Genomic DNA, 16,741 nt, shown 5'->3' with positions numbered 1-16,741 from the left:
CACCCTTTATCTAGTAGATTGTAAGCCTTGCTTCAGGAAGCTCAAGCACTCGGTTAATCCCAGAGCGATCTCCCCGCCGCTTTCTTCGTCCGCCGAGATCCAGCCGCGGTAACCGGTGTCCAGAATCGCTTGAAAAATCGGTTCAAAGTCAATCTCTCCCCGCCCAAGGATCTGCCAATCCCCTGCCGCAAAGTCTTTCATATGATAGTTATCAATGACGCTGGCATATGCCCGAATCAACTCCGCGACATCTGTTATGCCGGATTTGACCAAATGCGCGGTATCTATAGTTAAGCCAACGCTCCCCGGCTGAACGCGGTCGAAGAAGATATCGAAGTCTTCCCTGTGCATAACCGGCTGACCGTGATGGTGGTGAAGCGATAGCTTTAATCCATGCTGCGACGCTTCTTTCCCAAGCTCGGACAGCTGCTCGGCATACCTTCGTATATCCTCCGTAGACGTCTCGCTGCGGGAGACGCCATGGCAAAATACGATAAGCTCCGTTCCGATCTTCCGGCCGAATTGGAACAGCTCTCTTAGCTGCCGTACGCCTTGCTCATCGATATGTCCTCCGCTTATTAGAGCGGAACCTATGCCATGCTTATGCCCCCATTCCTCGAGAAACCGCTCCGGTTGATGCACATAAGGAGCGTATTGTCCGGCTTTCAGCTGCAATCCGTCATAACCGGCCTTCGTATAGGTATGAAAGAGATCGCGGCATTCCTCTACGGTTGAGGTTGGTCTGGAGAATGCATACTTGATCGTCATATTCTGATCCCGCTGCTAAGCCTGATTATCTGCGATTCGGCGGCTGAACGGTAGGAAGCGTCAAGTAGTGCAACGGTCTTCAGATTATCTTCCGCACTGTTGCTTGCAACTTTTCCCGTCTCGATCCAGGTCAGCAGCTGCTCGAGATTATCAAAGCTGTTTTGCTCACGGGAATAATGGTTATCCCATGTGCTATATGGATTATGATCGCCGCCTAAATACAGCTCGACCCGGTTATGGTTGCATTTTACCGTACCTTTCTCACCGATTACGATCATCTCCGTCCGGCTGATCCGCGAAGAGAAGCTTTGCGTATAGGTTACGATGGTACCGTTTTCAAATCTCAACTGAACGGTGGCATCCGTCTCGCCTTTGCAGTTGATGGCATCCGAGGAATTCATCAAAGAGACGACGGATTCAGCCTCGCAGCCCAGGATCTGGCGGAACCCGTCAAACCAATGAATACCCATGACGGATAAAGCATGGCGTTCCTGATTAAGCCGCCAGCCCGCATCCTGCCGGAAGAACATCTCGTTAAATAAGATCATGGTAACTTTGCCGATCGCTTGCTCGGCAACGATATTTTTCACGATTTCAAATGGATAATGGCGTCTGAAATTCTGGTTAACAGCCACGGGAACATTCAGTTGCTTTGCTTTTTCGGTAATTTCAATGGCATCGCTTATCGTATCGGAGAACGGCTTTTCCACTAATAGAGGAATTCCCGCTTCTAACAAAGGAATAACAACCTGCTTTCGAACGGAGGTTGGCGTACACACGACGGCCGCATCCACCCCGCTGTTTTGAATAAAAGCATTCAAATCCGTGAATCGCTGCTCGATTCCGTATTTATCCGCGCGGGAATGAAGAATCTCTTCATTCGAATCGCAGATGGCCGTGATAGTTACGCGTTCCGGGTTTGCCTTGTAGCCTTCCAGGTGCAATTCAGAGACTCCGCCCGCCCCAACCAGGCCGACTTTAAATTTCTTCAACGCACTCCACCCCATTCAACGTATTTAAATTCTATTCAACAATGTTGAATTGCTTCGCAGCTCCATTATAATCCATCCGTTTCCATCCGGCAATCCGTATTTCCATTGAAATGACTGGTGTTTTCGCGAAAGTATCGGTAAAGTTGTAGTACAGAGTAAACTGGATAACGCGAGGGATACACATGGAATTGGGCAAAAGAATCCGATTAATCCGTAAAGAACAAAAACGGACGCAAGACGAAGTTTCAGCGGCCTGCGGCTTTACGAAAAGCATGCTCTCCAAGATCGAGAACGGCAGCACGATGCCTGCAGTCGCCACCCTTATGAAAATCGCCTCCGCGCTTGGCGTCAAAGTCTCCGACCTGCTCGAGCCGTCCCCAAAGAGCGGTACCGTCTACATAAACGCGTCGGACTATCAGGATCCCGATAAATGGATCAAGACGGATAAGGGGTATTCTTTTTTTGCGTTTGCTTCCGGCAGACGGGACAAGATCATGCAGCCTTACTTGTTTGTTGCCGAGCGCGGAGAAGTCAAAAGCCATGTTTTCTCCCACGAGGGGCAGGAATTCATTTACGTTTTATCCGGGCAAATGATCTACAAAGTCGGCAGCACCGAATACGACATGAGCGCCGGCGACGGCATGTATTTCAACTCGCTGGAAGAGCATCTGGTCATTCCGGTCTCCGAGCAGGTTAGATACCTTGCAATCTTTACGGAAGATACGGGCAAACTTGAAGGAGAGTAAAACTTCCATCGCAAGCGCTGTTGACATCAAGTCAACTTTACGTTGTAACCTTGATTTCGCGAGGTGAGAATCACTTGTATCAAATTTCCGAGGTATCCAAGCTAATCGGCTTGCCAATCCCTACCATTAGATACTACGAACAGTTAGGATTGATTGACGAGCCGGTAAAAAATGCCCGAGGGTATAAAATCTACGATGAATTGACGGTGGAATATCTGCAATTTATTGTCCATTTGAAGGATACGGGTATGTCCTTGGAGCTAATCAAATTATATGTTGACGCTTATCGGGCCAAAGACTATATGCGGTGCCACGAGATTCTTCGGGAGCATGCCGTCAAGATGGAGCTTGAGCTTGTGAAACGCCAAAGGATACTGGAAAAGGTACAGTACAAGGTGACTCACTTCAGTAAACTTCGAGGTGGCGGTATTTAATGCAACAGCCTATTTCATCCGGTTATTCGGCTAGAACAACGGCTAACCAAATCATAAAAGACATTGATCTAACAGGAAAAATCATCATCATTACCGGCGGATCCGCCGGTCTGGGATTAGAATCACGTTTGGAATCCCGGCCACAGCTTGTCTGGCTTTTTCGACGTTCCTTGCAGGCACAATCACCTTCGCGCCAGCGGCGGCAAGTGTTTTGGTCCGGATGCACGGTAAAAGCTCGGATGTTATCTGGTTTGAAAAGCTCGTCTACCGCAACGCTGAGCAAGGCAGCAGCTGTCTTCGCTTGTCCGTAGGCTAGCCATTTGGCATGGGCAATCGATAAAACCGCTGCTCTTAAGTTATGGGAAGAAACACCGCGGTTGTTTGAATAAAATAAAAAGCGATCAATCGAGACAAGACTCGATGATCGCTTTTTTTATATCAGTTACACTTGCTATACCCGCAATTGCTGCATTGCTTGCATCCTTCTACATTCAGAAGCGAAGCCGATCCGCAGGACGGGCAAAGATCGCGCGAGGTGACCTCGCCGTGCTTATGCGAATCTTGCGCGGCTGGAGCTGGCGCAACCGCCAATGCCGGAGCCGCATCATTAGCCGGCTCATAAGCAGCCGCTTGTTCTTCATTGCTCTCGATATGGATTTCGAGTGCTTTGGCCACTGCGTCGGCGATCGATTCTACGCGATTCGCGCCAAAGCCGATAGCGCCGCTGCCGCCAATGCCTTTCAGATGCTTGATGAGCAGCTTCACTTTGTTGCCGTGGTCGCCGTAACGGAGGAACAAGGAACATACGCGGCCTAGCGCTTCCGCCATGGCGAAGACGTCGGAGCCTGCTTTGCCCACGTTCAGGAAAATTTCGCCCGGCGTACCGTTCAGATCGTTAATCGTAATATAAGCCATGCCAAATGGCGTATTTACTTTGTAGGTCGCACCGCGAAGAATTTGCGGACGGCGTTTGTACTGCTTATCGAAGTCCTGCTCCGCTTGCGGAGAGACTTTTGCATTCAGCGTCGTATTTAACGTCGCCAGCTTCTCTTCCTCTTTAGCAGGTGCTTCCGATGCCGCAGCTGCTTCGCCTGCCGCAGATGATTTGTCTTCATCCTTCTTCGTCGACAATACCTGTACGTCGCGGCTGCCGTCACGGTAGATCGTCACGCCTTTGCAACCGAGATCAAACGCCATTTCATACAGCTCTTTAGTCTCTTCAACCGTAAAGTCCGCCGGACAATTCGCCGTCTTCGAGATCGAGCTGTCGACCCAGCGTTGGATGGCCGCTTGCGCGCGGATATGATCCTTCGCCGACAGATCCATGGCCGTTACAAAATAATCCGGCAGCTCCTCGCCAGGATGCGCGTCTTTCCACTCCTGCGCAATCGGCACCAGCTGCTTGTCGAAGCCAAGCCGGCTCTGGCGGAAGTATTCGAAGGCGAAATAAGGCTCGATGCCCGTCGAAGTGCCAACCATCGTACCCGTGCTGCCTGTTGGAGCTTGCGTAATGACGGTAACGTTACGAATCCCTTTCGCCAGCACCGCTTCTCCGACTTCTGGGAACTCAGCAACCATGTTTTTCATGAAGCCGCTTTGCAGAAATTTCTCCGCATCGAACGCTTCGAAAGAACCTTTCTCCGCCGCAATCGCCGCGGAAGAGAGATAAGCTTCGCGTGCAATAAATCCATATAGTTTATCGAGGAACAGAAGCGATTCCGGACTGCCGTAACGGATGCCAAGCTTGATCATAAGCTCGGCAAGGCCCATCGTGCCTAAGCCGACGCGGCGCTCCTTCTTCTGGTTCTTCTCGTTTTCTTCGAAGTGATATGGCGTCGTATCGATGACGTTATCCAAGAATCGAACCGACCACTGGGTAACTTTCGACAACTCTTCCCAATCGACATCCTGTTTGCTTGCATCATAGAACTTGGATAAATTAATGGCAGAAAGATTGCAAACGCCCCAACCCGGAAGCCCTTGTTCGCCACAAGGATTCGTACAAATAATCGGGTTGAAATACCAGCTGTTCGACATTTGGTTGTAGTATTCCATAAATACAACGCCCGGTTCAGCCGATTTCCATGCCGATTCGATAATGGTGTGCCAGATCTCGCGGGCACGAACCGTTTTATAAGGAATAACCTTCTTGCCGAGTTTCTTCCACGCGTCCAGATCGCCGTCCCACAACTCGTCGTAATCCTTTTCTTTCGTATCCGGGAATACAAGCTCCCACTCGAGATCTTCCTTCACGGCTTTCATGAACGCGTTGCTTACGCACACCGACAGATTCGCATTAGTCACTTGCCCCATCGTTTGCTTCACCGTAATGAAATCCAGAACATCCGGATGCCAGTCGTTGATCATGAGCATTAGCGCACCTCTGCGGCTGCCGCCTTGCTCGATCAAACCGGTTGTATAACTGAACAATCCGCCCCAAGATACGGCCCCGCTTGAAGAACCGTTAACGCCGGCAACAATCGCGCGGCGCGGGCGCAGCGAAGATAGGTTAATGCCAACCCCGCCTCCGCGGGCCATAATCTCGGTCATTTCCGACAAGGTCGTCATTATGCCGCCCCGGCTATCCTTCGGCGAAGGAATAACGTAGCAGTTGAACAACGTCAATTCTTCGCTTGCTCCAGCGCCAGCCGCAATACGGCCGCCAGGCACCAGCTTCCAGTCATCCAAGACATGACGGAACCGCTCCGTCCAGAGTTGCTGATTCTCCTTGCCTTGCTCTGCACTTGCCATTGCGCTTGCTAGGCGATCCCACATTTCGCCCGGCGTCTTCTCTATCGTAAGCGTGAGTTTCTCCACGCTGGTCGTAACCGTATCCCCGCTTCTAAGCTTCACGGTCACTTCGGATCCGCTTCGTCCAATGACTTCCCCAACTTCTTTGGCCGGGAATTTCGGGTCATCTTTCGTAAGGACCAGTACTACGTCCCCTACTGCGGTCTTGCTTGTGTCCGCGTTTTTCCAAGCATAGCGGTCCAAAAATATTTTTTCGCTAAGGCCTTCCAATTTGTGCGTTATCGCCATCCGATTGGTCCTTCCTCCCATGTCCCTCATCTCGCATACACACCTCTTATCGTATGAATCGGGCACCATATATTGTGTGTACTGTATATTATACTATACTACATATCGGTCTCCACACCTGTTTTCACCTATTTCGCGGGTATTCTGCGCTTTCATTGGCGATTCTCTTACTATTGCTTGTCTTATCGTTAAATTTACTCGTTATTTACTAAGTTTTGATGAAAAAGGACATACTGAGGACAATTATCTCTATTCGCCAATCCACGCTCAAATAGGAAACCTAGACTTTCTTATATTTTGACAAAAGGAGCTGCCAGGCCGTGACCTCAACAATGAATAATCAGGCGAATGAACCCACCGACGCTTCTATTGCAAGACGCAAGCTGCATCCGCTTGTCGATCTGCAATGCGACCGAAGCTGGTTCGAGGAACTGCAAAACCGATCCTCAAAGAACGGACCTTGGGATGACTGGACGCTCTATCAGCTGTCGGTCGAAGCCGAGCATGCCAAACGGATCGACAGCTTTGAACAGCTGTTATGCATGCGGACTCTACCGTCCTTCGAACCGATGCCGCATCAGATTGATACCGCGCGCAAGGTTGTGCATGAAATGGGCGGCCGTGCCATACTCGCGGATGAAGTGGGTCTGGGCAAAACGATTGAAGCCGGTCTTGTCATCAAAGAATATATGGTCCGCGGTCTCGTGAAGCGTGCCTTGATTCTTGTCCCTGCCTCTCTTGTCTTGCAATGGGTGAGAGAACTGAATTCGAAGTTTGGCATCTCTGCCGTTGCCCAGAAGAAAGAACATTCCTGGCAATATGAAGTTGTTGTCGCTTCCATTGATACGGCCAAGCGCGATCCGCATCGCGACATTATTCTCGGTCAGGATTATGACATGATTATTATCGATGAGGCCCATAAGCTTAAGAATAAGAAGACAACCAACTATCAATTCGCGCTTCAGCTGCGCAAAAAATATTGTCTCCTCCTTACCGCTACGCCGATTCAGAACGATCTGGACGAGCTCTATAATCTTATTACTCTTCTGAAGCCGGGCCAGTTAGGCGGCCAAAGCGAGTTTGCGGCTAACTTCGTCGTCGACAAGCGATTGCCGAAAAACGAAGATCAGCTGCAGGATGCCTTATCCACCGTCATGATCCGCAACCGGCGGGGCGACGGCGGCATCTCCTTTACGAAACGCGTCGTGAAGAACATCCCGCTGGAGCTGTCTGCCGAGGAACAAGCGCTCTATGATGCCGTTACCGCCTTCGTTAGAGACCGCTACAAGGAAGACGGCGTTGACATGATGAGCATGCTGCCCCTTGTTACGCTGCAGCGCGAAGTATGCAGCAGCCGGGATGCGGTATTCATAACGCTCGTTAATCTGTTCAAGAAAACGTCCGAGGATTCCCCGATCCGCGCGAAGATTTGGGAACTGGTAGAATTCATCAAGCAGATCAAAGCCAATACCAAAGCCGAGAAAGTGATGGAGCTGATTCAACAGATTAACGATAAGGTAATTATTTTTACCGAGTACCGGGCTTCGCAGGAATATCTGCTGCAGTACTTCCGTGCGCAGAACATTCTGGCCGTCCCTTACCGGGGAGGCATGAACCGCGGCAAAAAGGACTGGATGATGGATCTGTTCCGCGGACGCGCCCAAATCTTGATTGCGACGGAAGCCGGCGGCGAAGGCATCAATCTGCAGTTCTGCCACCATATTATCAATTTCGATCTGCCATGGAATCCGATGCGAGTCGAACAGCGGATTGGCCGCGTCCACCGGCTTGGGCAGACGGAAGACGTAAAGATCTACAATTTGTGCACGCTGGGAACGATTGAGGAGCATATCGTAAATCTGCTGCATGAAAAAATCAATTTGTTTGAGCTAGTCATTGGGGAGCTTGATCACATTCTGGAGCGGTTTGAGACCGATGCCGGTTCAATCGAGCAGCAGCTTGCAAAAATGCTTCTCGAATCCGGAGGGGACTCCGCCCATCTGGAGCAGAGATTGAACCAACTTGGGTCAACTTTCTCCAAGCTTCGCGAAGAGAAAGAATCGGCTGAAGCGCCAAAAGGCCCTACCATTCTCGCGCAAATGACGGAACTTGGTCAGAAAGTCGAGGTGAAGCCATGAATTCGAAGCAGGTTCATAAATATGTACAGCGGTATTTAGAGGCGACCCAATGCGCCATATTGGAGAAATCGCCAGCCCATTTCAAGGTTAAGCTCTCTCCCGTTGCCGATCGCGAGCTGACAAACCGGCCATTTTATTGGAGTTTTGTTGACCGAACAGGCTCCGAACCGGAGACGATGACCTATTTGTTCGTAACGGACCAGGAGAAATACGAGGACAACGTAAACGCCCCGGCATTGGCGCCGGCTCCAGCCACATCTGCGGTAGATGCCGCCCTTAACCGGTCCTTCGGATTCGTCAACAACAATCTTGCAAACGGTGTCCGGACGCATCGGGAAGACCTTTACTTTGGCTCGCGCAAGCTGGAGCAATTATTTGGCGCAGCCAAAAACTCGGGGAGTTACGTCAATTTGTTCCAAGAGCCGGAACGGCGATCCAACACGCCTTTCCAGTCGACGCCGTATACCCAGTGGCTTGGCGTTAATATGCGAGTTGAATTCGCCTGCGACAGGAAACGCGAAGAAATCCATAGCTATGGCGTATCCTTGGCAACGGGACTTGTCGTCGAAAATTTCTATGACCGGCTGAAAAATCTAAAGTTAACGCCGCGCCTTCCCGCCAACGTCCATGTGACACGTAACGGCCTGTCTTTCGCCAAGGCATTAAATTTAGTCGAGACTTCGCTTGAACGCAAGTTGAAAGGATATGACTATTCGTGGGCAGAAGACGCGACTGCAAGGCTGGAAGAAGAACTTGCGAGGATCCGCCATTATTACGATCCGATGGTTCAGCAAGCCGAGGAAGAAGTAAAATCGGCGATCGAGGAACAGTTCAATCAGCGGCAGACCGAAATCAGATGGCAATATGAACCCCGTGTGACGGCTTCCGCCATTAACTGCGGTATTTTCCACCTGGAAGGCATCGAATAGGGAGAATCAGACGGCATTCGCAGCAAAACGGCAAAAAAAGAACGTACATACAGGCACGCCCGCGACAGGTTCCAACAGCCTTCTGCGGGCTTGTCCAATATAATGGGATCATGTCAAAAACAGAAGAAGCATTCAGGAAAGGGTGTTACTTACAATGAGAAAGTGGATTCGAAATGCGGCAATGGCCGCAATCATAGCCTCATCGTTCCTTGTAGCCGTTCCTACCCTTCAAGCAGTCCCGGCTCCATCCTCTCCCGTCATCCAAGACAATGAACTTCAGTCCACCGTCCGCGGCTGGATGAACGAACTTGCGAAATTACCCGAATTCAAGGCATGGAATACGGCCGAATTTACCGTTGCCCCTCTAGGCCCTGGTACGCATAGCTGGATTGCGATTGTGAAACAACAGGAACAATCCATAGGTTATCTGGTTATTCATGCGAAAGAAAATGGCGGATTGGTGCTTGGGGAATATGGTACGGGGGAATACTTATTCGATCAGACGACGCTGCATCAATCGCTGGCGCAGCTTGAACTTCCATCTTCTTCGGATTCCAACAAAGCCTTATATATCCATCCGCTGCTAGCGGTTTGGGATATTCACTCGGCAGCGGAAGATACGTTCCTCGACGGCATGAGCGGAGAATGGCTGCCTGTTCAGCAAGACCTTTGGGACAACCTCGCGGCAGACGAGAAAGAGCTGGCGACCAAATACGCGCTAAGCGGCGGAGAAGCGATGATCGACCGTGCCGTCAAAAGCCGTTCGTTTGATCCATATAGCAAAATGCCTTGGCTGACGGACAAGCCCATTGCAGCCGATGCAGAGAATATCGGAATTGTGCTCAAAGCATTAAGTTCGAAAGAGCCGCTCCGATATACGGCAGAGCGATTCAATAAGGAAATGTTATACGTATGGTCGGTCACCGGTTATCATCGTTGGGGAACGGACGGAACCGTTTTTGCCGCGCTGGAAACAGACGAGCTCGGCACCAGCACAAGGTATATTCCCCTTAAGCTTCTCGCCGAGCTCGGTTCCTTTTATCGCTAACGGTTCGTACGTCCCTTAATCCACATCAACACGCTGGCCCCGCCAAAACCGAACCAACGCGACAGCCAATGCTCTTTTGCAGCTTTGGCTGTCGCTTTTGCTGCTTTGCGTTCATCCTTTGGCGTATCGATATAGTTCACAAATTCCACGGTCATATACTTAATCAGATCATGTCCATTTGCCATCTTCGATCACCCCATGCGATTATTTGTTACTAGAAGTTTGCCCGGAATGTCCAGAACATAAACATGCATGAGTTTTCCTTCATTAAGCCACGCTATCGGTAGCTGCTTTATAACGGCGCCTTGGCATAATGAAGGAGGAATTGAAATTGTACATGATCATGCGAGCCGCCGCCCTTCTATTGGCCGGTTTTCTTAGCTTCGGAACACAGCTGGACGCGGCGGCTCCCGAAGCGGAACACGGTCAACTTACCCATGCACCCGAAGACAGCTGGACAATGCCCTCGGCAGTTGTCTTAATTGATGCCGGGCATGGAGGGATCGATGGCGGAGCAACGTCCGGTTCAACGCTCGAAAAAGACATTAATTTGGCCGTTGCCCAAAAATTGTACCTGCTTCTGAACAGTCAAGGCATTCCGGCGGTACTGAACCGCAACGGCGATTATGCGCTAAGCGACGACAACAGATGGCATATTAGCAGATCCCGACACAAAAGGGATTTGTCGCAACGCCGCCAGCTAACGGATGAAATCGAAACAACCATGCTGGTCAGTTTGCATGTGAACTGGACAAAAAACTCGTCCAAATTTGGTCCGCTTGTTCTACACCAGTCATCGGGCGAAAGTGCCCTTCTCGCTTTTTGCATTCAGGATACATTAAACAGACAGCAACAAACCGCGTTTTATCCGCGAGAAGGCAAGCCTTTCTACTTGCTGCGCAAGGTAGATCAGCCTGCCGTTATTGTCGAAATGGGATTTATCAGTCATGAAGGCGACCGAACGATGCTCACTAATCCTCGTGAACAGCTTCGCGTCGCTAATGCGATTGCCTTAGGGATTCGGCAATATAAATGGATCACCCGATAAAGAAGGGACAAGATTGGACAGCTTGACGAATTGCACATGGCCGTTCGACTGCATGGATGGAATCGATGCTAGGAGGACGGCTGCTGTTTTTTTGCCCGGCGGTCCTACATGGCCAATGACGATACAAGTATCGTGATCTTCTAAATATTTTTTCGCTATGGTCATTTGTTTGGCAACATGCTGCTCCGTATATACATCGTCCAGAAAGACATTATTGCCAAGAGCCGGCACGCCAAGCTCCTCCGTTACTTTCGGCACTACCGTCTTGAACGTCGTACGGCTGTCGAGGAAAAATAACCCCCGCTCTTTGCATACGGCTACCACAATCCGCATGATCCGTTCATTGGCCGTAATCTTGGAGCCCATATGATTATTCATGCCAACCGCATACGGAACATTATCGATTGCTTCCTCTACGCGCTTGCGAATCTCGGCATCGCTAAGGTCCGCCGTAATAGCTCCGGGACCAAGCCACTCCTTGCGTCCTTGGTTCGGCTCCATAGGCATATGTACAATGACGTCATGACCGAGGCGATGCGCTTCTTCCGCGTCTTGTTTGGTCGTTGGCATAAAGGGCATTACCGCTACCGTAATTTTGACGGGCAACTTCAATATTTCTTCCGTGCCGTTCATGCCGTTGCCGAAATCGTCGATGACAATGGCAAACTGCCGGGCAGCTTGGCTTGTTTCATCCGCGGCGTTCGCCCGCCCCGTGCTTAGTGGCAATAACATTACAAGAGACATCAATCCGATCAAGGCTGTTCTGCTAGCTTTGTTCACGCGCTACACTCCTTCCTATTTATCTCCTTCATTGTTTGTCCAACGGAGGTAAAATATGCTGAAAATTTTATTTAAGCTTAACAAAATGCTTGACTCATTCTGCAAAATAATGCTATTATAAGCTTCGTTGGTAACAACATTTGCGGTCGTGGCGGAATTGGCAGACGCGCTAGATTCAGGTTCTAGTGGTGTAACAGCCGTGGAGGTTCGAGTCCTCTCGACCGCACCATACATAACAAACAAGGTTTTGGCCCGTTTAGTTGACGGCCGGAACCTTTTTTTTGTTGCAATAAGGCGAAACTAAAAAAGCAGGAAACTCTGTCAACCAGAGCTTCCTGCTTTTCGTTGTTATTGAAGTGTTGTGCCGCGTTCGCTTGAGGCCAGCTCAAAGCGGTAATCACGGCTTAGCTTGACGACCCGTCTGTTGTGACGCCTGATCACGACGGTCGACTCATCCCATGCGACAACAATTCCAATGACATCGTTAACTTCCATTTCGTCACGAACGACACGGATCCGGTCGCCGCTCACGCGGAACTGATCTAATTGTTCTTCACTAATCACCGTTCTTACCTCCGAACCAATTAACCGACATGCTCCTTGGAATCATTGGTTTCATACCATTCGTCGAGCACTCTTGAGGACATGACGCGTTTGGCGATATATTCTGCCTGACGTTCCGTGAATTGGCTTTTCCATTCTTCGCCGAGCTCGTCGCAAAGTTTGACAATGGTCAGAAGCTCCGACCATGCGACGTAACGCTTGTACCAGAAAAATTGCGGATGTTCAATCATATAAGGATACAAATCATCAAATTCCGTATGCTTGCAATCCAGCGCGCGTTCGAAATGAACTTTCGCGTCACCTAATTTACCAGTCAAAAATTCAGAAGTTATCATTGCCGCTGCCTCCCCTCGGTTCCTTCACTCTCATTATAACTTAGTCGAACTGGATTTGCCCATCATTCAAAGAAGTAACATTTACTAGCGACTCTACCCGAACCCCTTGCTCGCGAAGCGTTCTCGATCCGGCTTGGAACGATTTCTCTAATACAATACCCATCCCAACCAGATGCGCACCGGATCTTTCGATAATTTTTATAAGTCCGCGGGCTGCATCTCCGTTCGCAATAATATCGTCGATGAAGAGCACCTTATCCTCGCTCGTCAAGAATTGCTTCGATACCATGATGTCGGTCACCATCCCCTTCGTGAAGGAAGGTACGCGTTCAAAGTAAGCTTCCGGATCCGCAATCAACGTTTTCTTGCGACGTGCGAATACAAGCGGTACGCCTAATACATAAGCAACTGCGAAAGCAACGGGAATACCTGAGGATTCAATCGTTAACACTTTCGTAATCTTCTCGTCTGCAAACCGTTTAGCGAATTCATGTCCCATTTCCATTGTAAGAGCAGGATCGACCTGGTGGTTTAGTATGGAATCAAGCCGCAGCACGTCACTTGACAGCACCGATGCTTGCTCCAAAATTCTTTCTTTTAAAATATCCATCGTCAATTCCCTCCACCAAAATCTCTTTTCGATAACTTACCATAGGATAGGCGAACAACGCAACCCGGGATTTACATAAATTTTCACGGTGTGAGACGTTTCGATATTTTGCGTAACGGGGTATATATTGAAGAAACTTTTTCCAGTTTTAGGCGTTTATAAAGATAGGAGCACGCAGGCAAGAGCGGCCGAGAAGGAGCGCATTCGCATGAACAACAAATCGCGGAAATACAATGTTGCAAGAGGATCCATACTCCTGGCTTTTACACTTCTAGCTACAGCTGGCTGTACGAATGAAGGGATCCCCAGCGCCGAAACAAGCTATGAATCATCCGGCAAACAAACGAATCCGTATGGAACCGGCGACACTCCCCAGAAAACTTATTTGCAGGGGAAGAAATACGGGGATGGTCCAAATGCGATCAGCTCCAATCCAAGCGGCGGAGACACCAGCGCAGAGTCGTCCGGCACCAAATCTAATGCCAATCCCGCTGGTAAATGGGATGCCGCAAACCCGGTAATGATGGGGTTAAAAATCGGAGACTCCTTAACCAAGGTATCGGAGCGATTTGGCAATGCCGATGACATCTACAGTCTTCAGGATGAGTCGGAAAAGATTGAGGTTCATGAATATAAAGGTTTCGCCATTGGCATGAACGCGAAGAAAACGATTCAATATATTGAAGTGTACGACAGATCCATCACTACCGGGCTTAGCGGTCTTGGGGTCGAGGACAAAACGGATAAGGTTGTTAAAGCGCTCGGCAAACCTACTTCACAGAACAGCTACATCATCTCGTACCAAGGCAACAACTCCTTGCTGAAGTTTGATCTGGATCCCGAGCATGATCAAATCGTATCCATTAAATTATTAGCGGAAACCTAGTTGCAGTCATGCCCTTCCCTCTTTGGACATACCTTTTATATAGAAGGTTATTTCGGGAGGACAGGCCATGCTAAAGCGTACGGGGAAAGTTCTGCAAATTGCATCTACCTATATCGGGACCATAGTTGGCGCTGGTTTTGCGACTGGACAAGAGATCCTGCAGTTTTTCACCCGGTTTGGCTATTGGGGTACTCTGACGATCGCAGTCGCAACGGCGCTTTTTATATGGCTCGGCGGCAAGATGATGCTCATTGCGAGCGACATCGGGGCAAAATCATACGAAGATTTGAATATTGCGCTGTTTGGCGACAGATACGGCAAGTGGATCAGCCATTTCATGCTGGTCGTCCTGCTTGGCGTTACGGCTGTTATGCTCGCCGGGGCTGGCACCATTTTCTACGAGAATTGGAACATTTCCTATCAGTCCGGATTAATTATCACCGTCGCTGCCTGCTATTTCCTACTACGCAAGGGCATGAAAGCGATTCTGACGGTTAACGCGATTGTTGTACCGATTATGCTGCTGTTCACGGTGTTCATCATGGTGGATACGTTCCAAACGCCCGAATCCGGCCGATTCCTGACGATTTCGTCCGATCATTCGGTATTTGCCGCTTGGGCTTCACCGTTTCTGTACACGGCGTTTAATCTGTCGATGGCCCAGGCCGTACTCGTTCCGCTCGGAGCCGAGATCAAAGATCGCGCAACGATTAAGCTTGGTTCCTGGATAGGGGGAGTCGGAATCGGGTTCATGCTGCTCGCCGGACATATTGCGTTATCTGTCCATATGCCCGGCATTCAGCAATACGCCATTCCGATGGGCGGCATTGCGAAGCAGCTAGGCAGCGTCGTTCAATATATTTACATCTTTCTCATCTTCGCCGAGATCTTCACGACGCTTATTGCCGACATTTACGGCCTCACGTTGCAACTGCAGGAACGGCTGAAGTGGTCGCGCTCTTTGCTCACGCTTGGCGTTCTTGTCTTCTGTTATATCGCCAGCCAGATCGGTTTTGGAACCTTGCTGTCCACGTTGTATCCGATCTTTGGCCTCATCAGCTTCGGCTGGTTATTTCTGATCATCCGGCGAAGAATGGCTCACTAGCTTGCGGCTTCTCTTCGGCAACCGGATTTGAAGTGTTTGCGGGATATGGCGTTGTATTTCTTCAGAGATATGCTCGTGACAGGTGAACAATACGAGTTGCCGCGTTAAGGACAACTCGCCAAGCAACTTGGCTGCAGCCTGCAACCTTTGACGGTCGAAGTTCACAAATAGATCATCCAGCAGCAGCGGCATACCCGCTGCTGCTGCTCGTTCTGCCGCAAGCGCCAGCCGCATCGCCAGATAAACCAATTCAGCGGTCCCCCGGCTTAACAGGACGGAATCAACCAGACGGTTGTCTGCCGTCTCGAGCCGGATGGAAGGTTGTTCCGGCGTAGTAAGCACCCGGATATACATCCCATCCGTAAGCCTGCGAACGTATTCGCTGGCCAGCTTCAGCAAGGCAGGCTGCCTCTCTTCTTCATAAATCCGTTTCGTTGCGCGGATCAATGAAATGCTGACGGAAAGAACCGCATACCGATTGGCGTCTTGCGCAAGCTGCGCAATGGACATTTCTTTGGCCGCGAGCAGCTGCCGATGGTTCTCCTCCTGCATCAGATGGTCCAGCTGCTGGCGCAATCTGCCGCGTTGGTCAAGCAGCTCTGCTCTCTTCTGTTCTAATTGGCGGGTATTATTCTGAAGCTCTTCGCACAAAAGCTTAATCTCGTCTTCGTCATGGCTAGCAAGCAGCTGTTCCAATTCGGCCGTCCGCTCTTCGGACATGCCTGCGGTGATCTCGATATGCAGCTTGTCCCGCTCATGATCGATTGCCGCAAGGCGTGCGCGATGGACGAGTACCGAGGCATATTCCGCTTCGCTGTCAAATGCCGCTTCATCCATGAGCTGACGAATGGCAGACGCAAGTTGCTGCAGCTTGTCTTGCTCCGCCGCTATTGCGATTTGCAACGCTTGAAGCCGCTCATCCAGACGAGCGGCTTCTTCCTGCGCCGCGGCTTGCCGGCGCAGCTCCGCCTGCAGGAGCCTAAGCGCAAGCATCGGCTCCGCAGGGAAGCGATGCGCCGCGTCAGGCATAGCGGCGCATAACTCCGCCGCGCGCGCTTCGAACGCGGCGAGTTTGGTTTCCGCCGCGGCCTGCTTCGCCGCGCGGCGGTCTCGCTCGTGGAGCCGGAGCAAAGCTTGCTCGGCGAGATCGAGCACTTCAAGCGCGGCGTCCGGCGACATGTCCGGCAGCGCCAGCGCTTCCAGCCAGCCGCGCCATTGCCGGGCGGCGGCTGCATGCTCTTCCGCCGCGGCGGCAGCAGCCTCGCGGCGCTCGCCGGCGGCAGCGCGCAGCCGCGCATGCCGGCGCGCCAGCTCGGCGC

Annotated in this window: 18 protein-coding genes and 1 tRNA gene; 10 read left to right on the top strand and 9 right to left on the bottom strand. The window is 50.7% G+C overall.

The genetic code is table 11. The annotated features are described in order from the left end of the window. Nucleotides 1–6 precede the first annotated feature (6 nt). Both QQK89_RS12585 and QQK89_RS12580 read right to left on the bottom strand, forming a co-directional pair. Nucleotides 7–768 (bottom strand): sugar phosphate isomerase/epimerase family protein, encoded by a 762-nt coding sequence (locus tag QQK89_RS12585; RefSeq protein WP_284238920.1) that lies wholly within the window; start codon nt 766–768, stop codon nt 7–9. Then, nucleotides 765–1,760 carry a Gfo/Idh/MocA family protein gene (locus QQK89_RS12580; RefSeq protein WP_284238919.1) on the bottom strand — a complete coding sequence of 332 codons (996 nt, stop codon included), beginning with the start codon at nt 1,758–1,760 and terminating at the stop codon, nt 765–767. The genes QQK89_RS12585 and QQK89_RS12580 overlap by 4 nt, the downstream gene beginning before the upstream one ends. A 182-nt stretch (nt 1,761–1,942) precedes the next feature. Here QQK89_RS12580 and QQK89_RS12575 point away from each other — a divergent pair, with 182 nt between their 5' ends. The 3 genes from QQK89_RS12575 to QQK89_RS12565 all read left to right on the top strand — a co-directional run bounded on the left by QQK89_RS12575 (nt 1,943) and on the right by QQK89_RS12565 (nt 3,251). Next, complete coding sequence (locus QQK89_RS12575; RefSeq protein ID WP_284238918.1) at nt 1,943–2,506, top strand: helix-turn-helix domain-containing protein; 564 nt, start codon at nt 1,943–1,945, stop codon at nt 2,504–2,506. Nucleotides 2,507–2,580: 74 nt separating this feature from the next. Further along, nucleotides 2,581–2,940, top strand: coding sequence for a MerR family transcriptional regulator (locus QQK89_RS12570; protein ID WP_284238917.1), 360 nt, complete (start codon nt 2,581–2,583; stop codon nt 2,938–2,940). Then, complete coding sequence (locus tag QQK89_RS12565; protein ID WP_284238916.1) at nt 2,940–3,251, top strand: hypothetical protein; 312 nt, start codon at nt 2,940–2,942, stop codon at nt 3,249–3,251. The genes QQK89_RS12570 and QQK89_RS12565 overlap by 1 nt, the downstream gene beginning before the upstream one ends. Before the next feature lie 127 nt (nt 3,252–3,378). On the opposite strand, the gene QQK89_RS12560 is transcribed toward QQK89_RS12565, so the two are convergent. Continuing rightward, on the bottom strand, nt 3,379–5,979 hold the full coding sequence (locus tag QQK89_RS12560) for an adenosylcobalamin-dependent ribonucleoside-diphosphate reductase (protein ID WP_284238915.1): 2,601 nt from the start codon (nt 5,977–5,979) through the stop codon (nt 3,379–3,381). Nucleotides 5,980–6,311: 332 nt separating this feature from the next. On the opposite strand from QQK89_RS12560, the gene QQK89_RS12555 reads away from it, so the two are divergent. The 3 genes from QQK89_RS12555 to QQK89_RS12545 all read left to right on the top strand — a co-directional run bounded on the left by QQK89_RS12555 (nt 6,312) and on the right by QQK89_RS12545 (nt 10,094). Then, nucleotides 6,312–8,117 carry a DEAD/DEAH box helicase gene (locus QQK89_RS12555; RefSeq protein ID WP_284239195.1) on the top strand — a complete coding sequence of 602 codons (1,806 nt, stop codon included), beginning with the start codon at nt 6,312–6,314 and terminating at the stop codon, nt 8,115–8,117. Next, nucleotides 8,114–9,046, top strand: coding sequence for a YqhG family protein (locus QQK89_RS12550; protein WP_284238914.1), 933 nt, complete (start codon nt 8,114–8,116; stop codon nt 9,044–9,046). Before QQK89_RS12555 ends, QQK89_RS12550 begins: the two co-directional genes overlap by 4 nt. Before the next feature lie 154 nt (nt 9,047–9,200). Beyond that, on the top strand, nt 9,201–10,094 hold the full coding sequence (locus QQK89_RS12545; protein WP_284238913.1) for a hypothetical protein: 894 nt from the start codon (nt 9,201–9,203) through the stop codon (nt 10,092–10,094). Here the strand turns inward: QQK89_RS12545 and QQK89_RS12540 are convergent. Further along, the gene (locus QQK89_RS12540; RefSeq protein WP_284238912.1) at nt 10,091–10,279 is read right to left on the bottom strand and encodes a YqzE family protein; all 189 of its coding nucleotides are present in this window, start codon (nt 10,277–10,279) and stop codon (nt 10,091–10,093) included. The genes QQK89_RS12545 and QQK89_RS12540 overlap by 4 nt on opposite strands. Nucleotides 10,280–10,431: 152 nt before the next feature. On the opposite strand from QQK89_RS12540, the gene QQK89_RS12535 reads away from it, so the two are divergent. Then, nucleotides 10,432–11,142: an N-acetylmuramoyl-L-alanine amidase family protein gene (locus QQK89_RS12535; RefSeq protein WP_284239194.1), complete on the top strand. Its 711-nt coding sequence runs from the start codon at nt 10,432–10,434 to the stop codon at nt 11,140–11,142. Here the strand turns inward: QQK89_RS12535 and QQK89_RS12530 are convergent. Beyond that, complete coding sequence (locus QQK89_RS12530) at nt 11,107–11,886, bottom strand: divergent polysaccharide deacetylase family protein (protein ID WP_434481685.1); 780 nt, start codon at nt 11,884–11,886, stop codon at nt 11,107–11,109. The genes QQK89_RS12535 and QQK89_RS12530 overlap by 36 nt on opposite strands. A gap of 178 nt (nt 11,887–12,064) precedes the next feature. Between QQK89_RS12530 and QQK89_RS12525 the strand changes: the two genes are divergently transcribed. Continuing rightward, nucleotides 12,065–12,151 (top strand) — tRNA-Leu (locus tag QQK89_RS12525). 119 nt (nt 12,152–12,270) lie between these two features. Here QQK89_RS12525 and QQK89_RS12520 read toward each other — a convergent pair. The 3 genes from QQK89_RS12520 to QQK89_RS12510 are packed head-to-tail and all read right to left on the bottom strand — an operon-like array spanning nt 12,271 to nt 13,431. Continuing rightward, complete coding sequence (locus QQK89_RS12520) at nt 12,271–12,486, bottom strand: hypothetical protein (protein WP_284238911.1); 216 nt, start codon at nt 12,484–12,486, stop codon at nt 12,271–12,273. 20 nt (nt 12,487–12,506) lie between these two features. Beyond that, nucleotides 12,507–12,821 (bottom strand): hypothetical protein, encoded by a 315-nt coding sequence (locus QQK89_RS12515; protein WP_284238910.1) that lies wholly within the window; start codon nt 12,819–12,821, stop codon nt 12,507–12,509. A 40-nt stretch (nt 12,822–12,861) separates the two neighbouring features. Then, on the bottom strand, nt 12,862–13,431 hold the full coding sequence (locus tag QQK89_RS12510; protein ID WP_284238909.1) for a xanthine phosphoribosyltransferase: 570 nt from the start codon (nt 13,429–13,431) through the stop codon (nt 12,862–12,864). Between the two features lie 208 nt (nt 13,432–13,639). Here QQK89_RS12510 and QQK89_RS12505 point away from each other — a divergent pair, with 208 nt between their 5' ends. Both QQK89_RS12505 and QQK89_RS12500 read left to right on the top strand, forming a co-directional pair. Then, a complete protein-coding gene (locus tag QQK89_RS12505; protein ID WP_284238908.1) occupies nt 13,640–14,317 on the top strand; it encodes a hypothetical protein in 678 nt (225 codons plus the stop codon). A gap of 67 nt (nt 14,318–14,384) precedes the next feature. Then, nucleotides 14,385–15,422, top strand: coding sequence for a YkvI family membrane protein (locus tag QQK89_RS12500; protein ID WP_284238907.1), 1,038 nt, complete (start codon nt 14,385–14,387; stop codon nt 15,420–15,422). Here the strand turns inward: QQK89_RS12500 and QQK89_RS12495 are convergent. After that, a partial coding sequence (locus QQK89_RS12495; RefSeq protein ID WP_434481674.1) for an ATP-binding protein occupies nt 15,387–16,741 on the bottom strand: 1,355 nt, incomplete at its 5' end. The two genes, QQK89_RS12500 and QQK89_RS12495, sit on opposite strands and share 36 nt — an antisense overlap.

Origin of the sequence: Paenibacillus glycanilyticus (assembly GCF_030161375.1) — a bacterium.
Classification (GTDB): Bacteria; Bacillota; Bacilli; order Paenibacillales; family Paenibacillaceae; genus Pristimantibacillus; species Pristimantibacillus glycanilyticus_B.
This window is presented reverse-complemented; position numbering and strand designations above follow the sequence as displayed.

Excerpts from the sequence above, each read along its gene's own strand:
- QQK89_RS12585 (WP_284238920.1), bottom strand. The coding sequence starts at position 768 with ATGACGATCAAGTATGCATTCTCCAGACCAACCTCAACCGTAGAGGAA.
- QQK89_RS12575 (WP_284238918.1), top strand. The coding sequence starts at position 1,943 with ATGGAATTGGGCAAAAGAATCCGATTAATCCGTAAAGAACAAAAACGG.
- QQK89_RS12565 (WP_284238916.1), top strand. The coding sequence starts at position 2,940 with ATGCAACAGCCTATTTCATCCGGTTATTCGGCTAGAACAACGGCTAAC.
- QQK89_RS12560 (WP_284238915.1), bottom strand. The coding sequence starts at position 5,979 with ATGGCGATAACGCACAAATTGGAAGGCCTTAGCGAAAAAATATTTTTG.
- QQK89_RS12555 (WP_284239195.1), top strand. The coding sequence starts at position 6,312 with ATGAATAATCAGGCGAATGAACCCACCGACGCTTCTATTGCAAGACGC.
- QQK89_RS12550 (WP_284238914.1), top strand. The coding sequence starts at position 8,114 with ATGAATTCGAAGCAGGTTCATAAATATGTACAGCGGTATTTAGAGGCG.
- QQK89_RS12545 (WP_284238913.1), top strand. The coding sequence starts at position 9,201 with ATGAGAAAGTGGATTCGAAATGCGGCAATGGCCGCAATCATAGCCTCA.
- QQK89_RS12540 (WP_284238912.1), bottom strand. The coding sequence starts at position 10,279 with ATGGCAAATGGACATGATCTGATTAAGTATATGACCGTGGAATTTGTG.
- QQK89_RS12535 (WP_284239194.1), top strand. The coding sequence starts at position 10,432 with ATGATCATGCGAGCCGCCGCCCTTCTATTGGCCGGTTTTCTTAGCTTC.
- QQK89_RS12530 (WP_434481685.1), bottom strand. The coding sequence starts at position 11,886 with ATGTCTCTTGTAATGTTATTGCCACTAAGCACGGGGCGGGCGAACGCC.
- QQK89_RS12515 (WP_284238910.1), bottom strand. The coding sequence starts at position 12,821 with ATGATAACTTCTGAATTTTTGACTGGTAAATTAGGTGACGCGAAAGTT.
- QQK89_RS12510 (WP_284238909.1), bottom strand. The coding sequence starts at position 13,431 with ATGGATATTTTAAAAGAAAGAATTTTGGAGCAAGCATCGGTGCTGTCA.
- QQK89_RS12505 (WP_284238908.1), top strand. The coding sequence starts at position 13,640 with ATGAACAACAAATCGCGGAAATACAATGTTGCAAGAGGATCCATACTC.
- QQK89_RS12500 (WP_284238907.1), top strand. The coding sequence starts at position 14,385 with ATGCTAAAGCGTACGGGGAAAGTTCTGCAAATTGCATCTACCTATATC.